A 9,972-nucleotide genomic window follows, 5' to 3' on the forward strand; every position below is an offset into this window, starting at 1 on the left:
CCGTTCATGCGCCGGGGCGACCGCCGCGAGATAGCGCGCCTCGAAGGCGGCGCGCCCGGGGTCGTCGGCCGCAAGGCCGGAAAGATAGGGCGGCACCTCGGCGTCGGGCAATTCCGTCTCGGCGCAGGAGACGACGCGCACCCACGGGCAGCTTGCGCCGGCGATCGCCGGAAACATGATGACATTGTCGAGCACGACGGCGTCGGGCTTCAGCCGCGCCAGCAATTGCCTGAGCGGCGCCTCGGCCTGGGCCGCCGTGTCGACGATCGCCTGCCATGTCGGCGCGACATAGGTTTCGAGCTGGTCGACCGGGCTCAGCCGGAAATGCGGCAGGTGTCGGCGCACGAAAGCCTGCCAGTAGCTCTGCCGCTCGCTGTCGCTCAGCGGGTCGTTGGTCGGCAGCTGGTATTCCTGAAAGCCGTAATCGGCAAAGACGCCGGAGAAGCCGGCATGGCAGATGAAGACCGGCCGGGCGCCCCTGGCTCGCAAGGCCTGCGCGATGCCGACGCAATTGAGCGCCGCGCCGAAGCTCGCTTCGGGAAACAGCGCTATGGTCGGGCTGGCTTTGCGCGTCACGATGGTCCTCGGTCAATCCGGCCGGCTGATCATGCCGAACAGCGCCGGCGCGCCGCGGCTCGCCGCCCGTGGCCGCTGGCTGCGCGACAGCCTGAGATGCACACGCAACAGATCGGCGGCAACCTCATACTGCCAGCTTTCCAGATGGTCGAGTATGGTGAGGTGCTCGCGCAGCGACTGCTTGAGCCGGAACACGTTGACGCCCGCATAGATGCCGGGCAGCCGGCGTAACCGGAGATGATCGGACAGCGCGTCGGTGATGAACCGGTTGGCCGAGCCGTCGGCGATCATGCCGTGGAACTCGATGTCCAGCCGTTGGAATTCCCTGGTGTCGAAGGCCGCATCGGGCTGCGCCATCAGCGCCTCCATGCCCTGCCGAAGCGCCGCCGCCCGCGCGCCGTCGAGGCTGAAGCCCGGCGTCAATATGGCGGCGGGTTCCAGCAGCAGCCGGAAGTCGTAGCTCTCGCCCTGCGCCTCGGGATCGTCGGGCGCCCGGCGAAACAGCCAGGACTGGCCCGGCGCGCGGTCGACGAGATTCTCTTCAGTCAGTCTCTGAAGCGCTTTTAGTACCGTCTTGCGTTCCGCATCGTAGCGCCGCATCAGCCCGCTGACGGTTACCGTCTGGTCCAGCCGCCGCGCCGAGCGGTCGCGCAGGATCGCCTCGGCCAGTTCGTCTTCCTCCGCATTCGGCAATTCGGTGGCGACAGCCCTTTGCGCCGCGAGGTCGATGGCGAGGCGGTAGCCTGTGGCTGCTTCCCAGCGCACCACGCCCTGTTCGGTGAGCAGGCGCAGCGCCGCCCGCACCGGAGTCCGCGAAACGCTGCAGAGCGAGGCGATCTGTTGCTCGGGAAGGTGGGCGCCGGGCGCGAAGCCGCGCTGCCTGGCAACGTCCAGGATGCGCTGCGCGAGATCGAGATGGTTGGTGCGAGGTCGCCTGGCTGCCGCTTGCATGACTTGTTCTCGTGGATCGGTGCGACCCCGGTTTGGCCGATCGTCCCCGCCGAGGCAATCGGCCAGATTCCGGAGCCGCCTGCCAAATTATGGATTGACGTACTTTTTTCTGCAATAGTACTGTCACTGCAATCGGCAACAAAAGACCGGGGAACAGGATCGAGCCGCGGCGGGAACCGCGAATGCCGGTCCGCCAACGAATTTGACCAACCGGAATGGGAGACTGTCATGACCACCGCCCTGCGGCATCGTTCGTTCAGAACGTCTTCAATCGCGCTCGGCTTCGCTCTGGCGCTTTCGGCGCCGGCGGCCGCCGCCGACCTCGTCATCTCCAACTGGGACGGCTACATGGCGCCCGACGCCATGGCCGCCTTCAAGAGCGCGACCGGTGTTGCCGGCGAGGTCGTGGTCCACGCCACCAATGAGGAGATCATGGGCAAGCTCGTTGCCTCCGGCGGCAAGGGCTATGACGTGGTCTTCGTCTCCTCGCCCTTCGCCGAGGTGCTGAACAAGCTCGGCCTGACCGAGCCGATCGACCATGCCCAGGTCCCCAACCTCGCCAATCTCTATCCAGAAGCGACCAAGCTGCCGCACGATGTCGGCAACGCCTTCTCGGTGCCCTACACCTGGGGCACGACCGGCCTCTGCTATCGTTCGGACCTGGTCAAGGCCGCGCCGACCAGCTGGAGCGACCTGCTGGCGCCTTCCGACGACCTCAAGGGCAAGACCACCATGCTGGCGACCGACCGCTGGCTGCTCGCCGCCGGCCAGCTCGACAAGGGTTTCTCCGTCAACGAGACCGATCCGGCCAAGATGGCCGAGGTCAAGGACCTGCTGATCTCGGCCAAGAAGACCCTGCTCGCCTATGACGACACCACCTTCTATTCGAAGCTGGTGTCCGGCGAGGCGCTGCTGGTGCAGGCCTGGGACGGCTGGTGCAACTACGGCATCGCCGAGAAACCCGAGATCAAATACGTCATCCCGAAGGAAGGCTCGGACCTCTGGGTCGACACGATGGTGGTGATGAAGGCTTCCGAGCACAAGGACGCCGCCTTCAAGTTCATCAACTTCATGCTCGACGCCAAGAACCACGCATGGGCGGCCCAGAACATCGACTACAAGGTGCCGAACAAGCCGGCGATGGAGAGCCTGCCGGCCGACTTCCTGGCCAAATTCCCCAACATGGCGATGCCGGTGGCCGACCTCGTCAAGTTCGAGCAGTTGCGCGACGTCGGTGACGCCCAGCGCGACTATTCCAAGATCGTCAGCGAGATCAAGGCCGCGCAGTAGGCGCTTGCAGCCCAGAGACAATGGCCGATGGCGGGCTGTCGCCGTCGGCCGCTGAGCGGTATCGAAAATTGTCCCAGACCAGACTTCGCTCCAACCTGCTGATGGCGCCGGCTTTGGCCTGGCTGACCGCAGTCATGGTGGTGCCATGCGCGCTGGTGCTGGCGCTCGCCTTCTTCCGGCGCGGCATCTATGGCGGCATCGAATACACCTTCACGCTGGAGAATTTCAGCCAGGTCCTCGACCCGCTCTACGCCGGCATCTTCCTCAACTCGGCGCGCATCGCCGGCACCGCGACGCTGATCGCGGTCATCATCGGCTACGCCGCCGCCTATGCGATATCAGCGGCTCCCCGCCGACTGCAGCCGGTCTTCCTGTTCTTCGCCGTGCTGCCGTTCTGGTCGAACTATCTGATCCGCACCTACGCCTGGATCGTGCTGCTCAACCGCGAAGGCCTCGTCACCCAGTTGCTGCGCTGGATCGGCTACACCGGCGAGCCGCCGTCGATGCTCTACACCGAGGGCGCCGTCATCGCTGGCCTGGTCTACAACTACCTGCCCTTCGTCATCCTCGCCTGCTACGCGCCTCTGTCGCGCCTCAACCCCGAGCTGGCGGAGGCCTCGCGCGATCTCGGCGCCTCGGCGCTGACCACTTTCCGGCGCGTCATCCTGCCCCTGACGGTGCCGGGCATCGCCGCCGGCGCGGTCTTCGTCTTCGTGCTGTCGATCGGCAATTTCGTCACCCCCGCTCTGCTCGGCGGCGGCCGCTTCCAGATGATCGGCAACCTGGTCTACGACCAGTTCCTGACCGCCAATGACTGGCCGTTCGGCGCCGCCCTTGCAATGGCGCTGATCGCCATCATGCTCGCGGTGCTGATGGCGCAGGCTTTGCTTGCCGACCGCGCCGCCGGCCGAACCAAGGAAGCTGAGGGAGGCGCCGATGGCTGAGCGCTCCCTTGCTTCCTTCTCCCCGTTCACGGGGAGAAGGTGCCCCGAAGGGGCGGATGAGGGGCGGCGCCAGCCTTTGCGACGCTCAGCGCTGCCCCTCATCTGCCTGCCGGCATCTTCTCCTCGTAAACGGGGGGAAGGAGGCTGTCCGGCCACTCGCCTCCTGATCATTGGAGGGCAGCCATGACTTCATCGCCTGCCCGCCTTCTCGGCCTGCGGACGATCCTCGTCCTCGTCTTCGCCTTCCTCTACATCCCGATCGCCGTCCTGGTGGCGCTGTCCTTCAATGCGGGCGGACTGCCGACGGCATGGTCCGGGTTTTCGCTGAAATGGTACGCCTCGCTCGGCGGCAATGCGGCGATCCTGCAGGCCGCGCTGAACACGCTGATCGTGGCGCTGGTTTCGACCGCCATCGCCACGCTGCTCGGCACGCTGCTGGCGATCGGCATCGAGATGCGCCGGCAGTACGGCAAGGGTCTCGAGGCACTAATCTTCGCGCCGATGATCATCCCCGACATCGTGCTCGCCATCGCGCTGCTGTCGTTCTTCTCCGTGCTTGATGTCACCATGGGCCTGCACACCATCATTCTCGCCCATGTCGTCTTCAACCTCGCCTTCGTCTGCTCGGTGGTACGCGCGCGGCTGAAGAGCTTCGACTGGTCGATCGTCGAGGCCTCCGCCGATCTCGGAGCCTCCGCGCTCACCACCTTCCGGCGGGTGACGCTGCCGGTGATCCTGCCGGCGGTGGTCGCCGGCGCGCTGCTCGCCTTCACGCTCTCGGTCGACGAGTTCATCATCGCCTTCTTCACCGCCGGGGCCGGGCGCGCCTCGACCACGCTGCCAATGCAGATCTATTCGATGATCCGCTTCGGCATCACGCCGGAGATCAACGCACTGGCGACCATCGTCATGGCGGTCTCGATCACCGCGCTCACCCTTTCGCAGCGGCTCAATCGTGGGGTCATCGGCCAATGAGCGAACCGCGCACGCTGCTTCGGATCGATCGCGTGTCGAAGAATTTCGGCCGCGTGAGGGCCGTCGACGGCATTTCGCTCGACATCCGCGAGAATGAGTTCTTCGCCCTGCTCGGTCCCTCCGGCTGCGGCAAGACCACGCTGCTGCGCATGCTGGCCGGATTCGAGACGCCGAGCGACGGCCAGATCCTGCTCGACGGCCGCGACATCGCCCGCACGCCGCCCAACAAGCGGCCGGTCAACCTGATGTTCCAGTCCTACGCGCTGTTTCCGCATATGAGCGTCAGGGCCAACGTCTCCTACGGCCTCGAAATGGAGCGCCTGCCGGCGGCCGAGATCCGCAGACGCGTCGACGCCATCCTGGCGACGACCGAGTTGGTGCCCTTCGCCGACCGCAAGCCGGAGCAATTGTCAGGCGGCCAGAAGCAGCGCGTCGCGCTCGCCCGCGCTCTGGTCAAGCGGCCGCGCCTGCTGTTGCTCGACGAGCCGCTCGGCGCGCTCGACAAGAAGCTGCGCGGCGCCATGCAGCTCGAATTGAAGCGCCTGCAGCACGAGGTCGGCATCACCTTCGTCATCGTCACCCACGACCAGGAGGAATCGCTGGTCATGGCCGACCGCATGGCGGTGCTGAAGGATGGCAGGCTGCTGCAATGCGACACGCCGCACGCGATCTACGAACATCCTTCCGACCGCTTCGTCGCCGACTTCATCGGCGTGATGAATTTTGTCCCCGGCCGTGCTGACGGCAACGGCGTCCAGGCGACGAATGGCACGAAGATCACTGGCAAGGTTCCGGCGACACTTTCGTCGGGCGCCTCGGCTGTCGCGGCTGTGCGGCCCGAACGCATCCGGCTGTTTCCGTCGCCCGACACCGCCAACCGCGTTGCCGGCACGGTCGAGGCGCTCGCCTATCAGGGCCTCGACCTGCAGGTGCATGTCCGCACCGCTCTTTCGGAAAGGCCGTTCCTGGTGCGCGTCACCGCCGATGCCGCCGACCGCCGGCCGGTTGCCGCCGGCGACCGGATCGAGCTCGGCTGGGACGCCGCCGATGTCAGAATTTTCGCAGATTGATGGAGATTGAAACCATGGCGCAGAAGACCATCGCGTTTTTCCCGGAAGCGGCCTTTGGACCGGCGCTGAATTCCGTAGGCATCGCCCAGGCGGTCGAGGCGCGCGGCCACAGGGCGGTGTTCCTGTCCGATCCGGGCTTTGTCGACGTCTACAAGGGCTACGGCTTCGAGGCGCATCCGGTGAACCTCTCCGAGCCGATGCCGCCGGAGCAGATGGCCAAGTTCTGGGAGGACTTCATCAACGGCCACATCCCGAATTTCCGCAAGTCGCCCTACGACCAGGTCGACAACTATGTGAAGGATTGCTGGACGGCGATCGTCGACAGCGCCAAATGGGCGCAGAAGGATCTGCCCGGCGTGCTCGACAAGATCAAGCCCGACGTCATATCGGTCGACAACGTCATCCTGTTTCCGGCGATCAAACAATACGGCAAGCCCTGGGTGCGGGTCATCTCCTGCTCGGAGAACGAGATCGAGGACGAGGACATCCCGCCGCATCTTTCCGGTTGCGCCGAGGACGACCACGCCGGCCACAAGCGCTACCGCGACCATTTCAATGCGGTGATCAAGCCGATCCATGACGACTTCAACGCCTTCCTCGCCGCCAATGGCGAGGCGCCCTATCCGATCGGCCAGTTCTTCGAGGCCTCGCCCTACCTCAACCTGCTGCTCTATCCGCAAGCGGCGAAGTTCAACCGCCGGCATCCGCTCGACCCGGCGAAATTCCAGTATCTCGAGGGCTGCGTGCGGCAAGAAAAGCCCTACGCAATACCGACCTTCGCCAGGAACAATGACGGACCGCTGCTCTACGTTTCCTTCGGCAGCCTGGGGGCCGGCGACGTCGACCTTCTGAAGCGCATCATCGCTGCGCTCGGCAAGACGCGCTACCGGGCGCTGGTCAATGTCGGCGGCTACAAGGACCAGTACACCGACGTGCCCGGCAACGTCATCGTCGACAGCTGGTTCCCGCAACCTTCGGTGATCCCGCAGGTCGACGCGGTGATCCACCATGGCGGCAACAACTCCTTCACCGAGTGCCTCTATTTCGGCAAGCCGGCGATCATCATGCCCTATGTCTGGGACGGTCACGACAATGCCACCCGCGTCGGCGAGATCGGCTGCGGTTTCGGCATGCCGCGCTACGACTGGAGCGATGCCGAGCTGATCGCGACGATCGAGGCCTGCCTCACCGATCCGGCGATCAAGGCCAAGCTCGCCAAGGCATCGGCGCAGATGCAGTCGCAGAACGGCCCCGAGAAGGCTGCCGGGCTGCTGGAGCAGTTGCTGTGACCTCCTCCGCCCCGCACCTCTATCAGGCCTCGACCCGCGCCGATCTCGTCGACTGGGGCGCGCAGCCTGACGCGCTGGAAGGCGCTTCGCACTCGACCGGCAGGCTGGTGCACAAGGGTCCGAACAACCAGCCGGAATCCGGCATCTGGGTCTGCACGCCGGGACGCTGGCGGCTCAAGATCCCGCGCGACGAGCTCTGCCACTTCGTTTCAGGTCGCGCCACCTACAAATCCGACGACAGCCAGGTGATAGAGGTGACAGCCGGGACGGTGGTGCTGTTCCCGGCCGGCTGGAGCGGCGAATGCACCGTGCATGAGACCATGCGCAACGTCTACATGCTGGCCTGAGCGAGGAACTTGACATGCCGACACCGCACTGGCCGAAAGCCTCGACCGTGGAACTGGACGACTGGGGCGCCGGCGCCAACCCGATCGCCGGCTCACCGCGTGCGTCGGGCAAGGTCCTGTTCCAGCATGCGGACGGATCGAGCGAATGCGGGCTGTGGTCCTGCACGCCCGGCACGCGCCACATCACCTTCGCCGTCGACGAGTTCTGTCATTTCCTGTCCGGGCGCGGCAGCTACATCCACGAGAATGGCGAGGCGATCCCGGTCGAGGCCGGGACACTGGTCTTCTTCCCAGCCGGCTGGACCGGCACTTCCGAAATCACCGAAACGCTGACCAAGGCCTTCATGTGCCGGTAAGCAGCCAAAGAAATCCAGGATAAGATCGATGACCACGCCGACCATGCAATCGCCGCTCACAATTGTCGACCTCGTCGACTGGGGCGTCATCCCGACGATGATCGAGGGCCAGTCCCACACCTCCGGCAAGCTGCTCTACAAGGGGCCGGAAGGCCGCTCGGAATGCGGCCTGTGGGTCTGCACGCCGGGCAAATGGCACTGCCACGTCACCCGCGACGAGTTCTGCCACTTCCTCGAGGGGCGCTGCACCTACGTGCATGAATCCGGCGAGGTGATCGAGATCGAGCCTGACACGGCGGCGTTCTTCCCGCAGGACTGGAAGGGCGTCTGCACCGTGCACGAGACGATCAAGAAGGTCTACATGATCCGCTGAGCGGACCGGGAGGATTGTTTCATGGAATTCTCGCCCGACCGTCCGGTATACTTCGTCAATCCGGACTACCGGCCGACCGCCGGTGCGCAAAAACCGGTGATCGATCCGGCAACGCTGGAGACGGTCGGCGCCATCGCTTCGGCCAGCGACGGCGAGATCGATGCCACACTGACCGCCGCGACAAGGGCGCAGGCGGCGTGGAAAAGACTCGACGCCAAGAGCCGCGCCAAACATTTGCACGCGGTGGCCAATGCCATCGAGGCGGCGGACTTCACCCGCTGCGCCGAGCTGATGGTGCGCGAGATGGGCAAGCCCTATCCGGAAGCGATCGGCGAGATCGCCAATTGCGCGCCGATCTTCCGCTATTATGCCGAGATGGCGCGCGACGAGGCCGGCAAGGTCGCCGGCACGACGCAAGCGGGTTCGTTCCAGTATGCGCGCTACGAGCCCTACGGCGTCTCGGTCCACATCATGCCCTACAACTTCCCGATCCTGCTGATGTGCTGGACGGTGGCGGCCTCGCTCGCCGCCGGCAATGCCTGCGTGATCAAGCCGGCGGAGGCGACGACGCTGTCGACGCTCGACTACATGACGGTGTTCCACTCGCTGCCCGAAGGCCTCGTCTCCTGCCTGCCCGGCGGAGCCGCCACGGCGCAGGCGCTGATCGCCTCCGACCGCACCCATGCGGTCGCCTTCACCGGCTCGGTTGCCGCCGGCAAGGCCGTCGCAGTGGCGTGCGCCGAGCGCATGAAGCCCTGCGTCATCGAGGCCGGCGGCAGCGATCCGCTGATCATCTCGGAACACGCCCCGCTCGACGTCGCGGCGGCCGGCTCCGTCACCGCCGCCTTCCACCTCACCGGCCAGGTCTGCACCTCGGCCGAGCGCTTCTTCGTCGTCGATGCGGTGCACGACCGCTTCGTCGATCTGTTCGCCGCAAAGACCCGGGCGCTGAGGATCGGTAACGGCCTGGACAGGACCGAGATCGGCCCGCTGGTCAGCGAAGCCGCACGCGCCAAGGTCATGCGCCTGGTCGACGACGCGGTTCGCAACGGCGCCAGGGCGGTGACCGGCGGGCGCATCCCGCCGGCGCACAACACCGGCTGGTTCTACGAGCCGACGATCCTTACCGGCGTCACCCCGGACATGGCGATCGTGCGCGAGGAATGTTTCGGGCCGGTCGCCGCGATCTGCCGCGTGAAGGATTTCGACGAGGCGATCAGGCTTGCCAATGACAGCCCCTTCGGTCTCGGCGCCTCGGTGTTCACCACCGATCTCGCCGAAGCGCAAGAGGCGGCCGAACGGCTCGAGGCCGGCATGGTCTGGGTCAACAATCCGCTGATCGACAACGACGCGCTGCCTTTCGGCGGCTGGAAGGCTTCCGGCCTCGGCCGCGAGCTCGGCCGCCAGGGGCTCGACGCCTTCCGCCGCTCGAAGATGGTGATCATCGACCACAAACCCGAGATCCAGGGCTGGTGGTACCCTTACCCGGACAGCTGGTTTCGCGACACCGGCGGCCGCAAGCACGTGTAAGGCGAGCCGGGGGACGCCCTGGCTCAGCCGATGCTTTCGCCGCCGTCGACAACCAGCGCCTGCCCGGTCATGAAGGACGAGCGGTCGGAGACGAGGAACAGGATCGCTTCGGCGATTTCGTCGGCGCTTGCCCAGCGCCCCATCGGGATCTTGGTCCGGACATAGTTTTCGATCGCTTCGCGCCCGCCCATCTGGGCGATGAACGGCTCGTTGAACGGCGTGTCGACCCAGCCCGGACAAAGCGCGTTGATGCGGACATTGTGGCGGGGGG

The 9,972-nt window shown here is 65.8% G+C and carries 11 protein-coding genes and 1 pseudogene; 9 read left to right on the forward strand and 3 right to left on the reverse strand.

Features of this window, described 5'->3' with window-relative positions:
* Nucleotides 1-576: pseudogene (locus EN738_RS24280) on the reverse strand (glycosyl transferase family 1); the annotation flags it as partial.
* A 12-nt stretch (nucleotides 577-588) separates the two neighbouring features.
* Complete coding sequence (locus EN738_RS24285; RefSeq protein WP_127285924.1) at nucleotides 589-1,527, reverse strand: GntR family transcriptional regulator; 939 nt, start codon at nucleotides 1,525-1,527, stop codon at nucleotides 589-591.
* A 228-nt stretch (nucleotides 1,528-1,755) separates the two neighbouring features.
* Between EN738_RS24285 and EN738_RS24290 the strand changes: the two genes are divergently transcribed.
* The 9 genes from EN738_RS24290 (at nucleotide 1,756) to EN738_RS24335 (ending at nucleotide 9,701) form a co-directional block, all read left to right on the forward strand.
* The gene (locus EN738_RS24290; protein WP_127285925.1) at nucleotides 1,756-2,817 is read left to right on the forward strand and encodes a spermidine/putrescine ABC transporter substrate-binding protein; all 1,062 of its coding nucleotides are present in this window, start codon (nucleotides 1,756-1,758) and stop codon (nucleotides 2,815-2,817) included.
* Nucleotides 2,818-2,918: 101 nt separating this feature from the next.
* Nucleotides 2,919-3,761 carry an ABC transporter permease gene (locus EN738_RS24295; RefSeq protein WP_127285935.1) on the forward strand — a complete coding sequence of 281 codons (843 nt, stop codon included), beginning with the start codon at nucleotides 2,919-2,921 and terminating at the stop codon, nucleotides 3,759-3,761.
* Between the two features lie 183 nt (nucleotides 3,762-3,944).
* A complete protein-coding gene (locus EN738_RS24305) occupies nucleotides 3,945-4,736 on the forward strand; it encodes an ABC transporter permease (RefSeq protein ID WP_127285927.1) in 792 nt (263 codons plus the stop codon).
* Nucleotides 4,733-5,806, forward strand: coding sequence for an ABC transporter ATP-binding protein (locus EN738_RS24310; RefSeq protein ID WP_127285928.1), 1,074 nt, complete (start codon nucleotides 4,733-4,735; stop codon nucleotides 5,804-5,806). Before EN738_RS24305 ends, EN738_RS24310 begins: the two co-directional genes overlap by 4 nt.
* A gap of 14 nt (nucleotides 5,807-5,820) precedes the next feature.
* Nucleotides 5,821-7,095, forward strand: a complete 1,275-nt coding sequence (locus EN738_RS24315) for a glycosyltransferase (RefSeq protein ID WP_127285929.1) — start codon at nucleotides 5,821-5,823, stop codon at nucleotides 7,093-7,095.
* A complete protein-coding gene (locus tag EN738_RS24320) occupies nucleotides 7,092-7,442 on the forward strand; it encodes a cupin domain-containing protein (RefSeq protein ID WP_127285930.1) in 351 nt (116 codons plus the stop codon). The genes EN738_RS24315 and EN738_RS24320 overlap by 4 nt, the downstream gene beginning before the upstream one ends.
* Nucleotides 7,443-7,456: 14 nt before the next feature.
* Entirely contained in the window at nucleotides 7,457-7,798 is a 342-nt protein-coding gene (locus EN738_RS24325) for a cupin domain-containing protein (RefSeq protein ID WP_127285931.1), read from the forward strand.
* 28 nt (nucleotides 7,799-7,826) lie between these two features.
* Nucleotides 7,827-8,171, forward strand: coding sequence for a cupin domain-containing protein (locus tag EN738_RS24330; protein WP_127285932.1), 345 nt, complete (start codon nucleotides 7,827-7,829; stop codon nucleotides 8,169-8,171).
* Between the two features lie 21 nt (nucleotides 8,172-8,192).
* A complete protein-coding gene (locus EN738_RS24335) occupies nucleotides 8,193-9,701 on the forward strand; it encodes an aldehyde dehydrogenase family protein (RefSeq protein ID WP_127285933.1) in 1,509 nt (502 codons plus the stop codon).
* Between the two features lie 23 nt (nucleotides 9,702-9,724).
* Here the strand turns inward: EN738_RS24335 and EN738_RS24340 are convergent.
* Nucleotides 9,725-9,972 (reverse strand): SDR family oxidoreductase (locus EN738_RS24340; RefSeq protein ID WP_127285934.1); only part of this gene is annotated, 248 nt, incomplete at its 5' end.

The sequence above is a fragment of the Mesorhizobium sp. M4B.F.Ca.ET.017.02.2.1 genome, from assembly GCF_003998955.1.
Classification (GTDB): domain Bacteria; phylum Pseudomonadota; class Alphaproteobacteria; order Rhizobiales; family Rhizobiaceae; genus Mesorhizobium; species Mesorhizobium abyssinicae.

Coding starts and splice junctions, on each gene's coding strand:
- EN738_RS24285 (WP_127285924.1), bottom strand. CDS start 1,527: ATGCAAGCGGCAGCCAGGCGACCTCGCACCAACCATCTCGATCTCGCG.
- EN738_RS24290 (WP_127285925.1), top strand. CDS start 1,756: ATGACCACCGCCCTGCGGCATCGTTCGTTCAGAACGTCTTCAATCGCG.
- EN738_RS24295 (WP_127285935.1), top strand. CDS start 2,919: ATGGCGCCGGCTTTGGCCTGGCTGACCGCAGTCATGGTGGTGCCATGC.
- EN738_RS24305 (WP_127285927.1), top strand. CDS start 3,945: ATGACTTCATCGCCTGCCCGCCTTCTCGGCCTGCGGACGATCCTCGTC.
- EN738_RS24310 (WP_127285928.1), top strand. CDS start 4,733: ATGAGCGAACCGCGCACGCTGCTTCGGATCGATCGCGTGTCGAAGAAT.
- EN738_RS24315 (WP_127285929.1), top strand. CDS start 5,821: ATGGCGCAGAAGACCATCGCGTTTTTCCCGGAAGCGGCCTTTGGACCG.
- EN738_RS24325 (WP_127285931.1), top strand. CDS start 7,457: ATGCCGACACCGCACTGGCCGAAAGCCTCGACCGTGGAACTGGACGAC.
- EN738_RS24330 (WP_127285932.1), top strand. CDS start 7,827: ATGACCACGCCGACCATGCAATCGCCGCTCACAATTGTCGACCTCGTC.
- EN738_RS24335 (WP_127285933.1), top strand. CDS start 8,193: ATGGAATTCTCGCCCGACCGTCCGGTATACTTCGTCAATCCGGACTAC.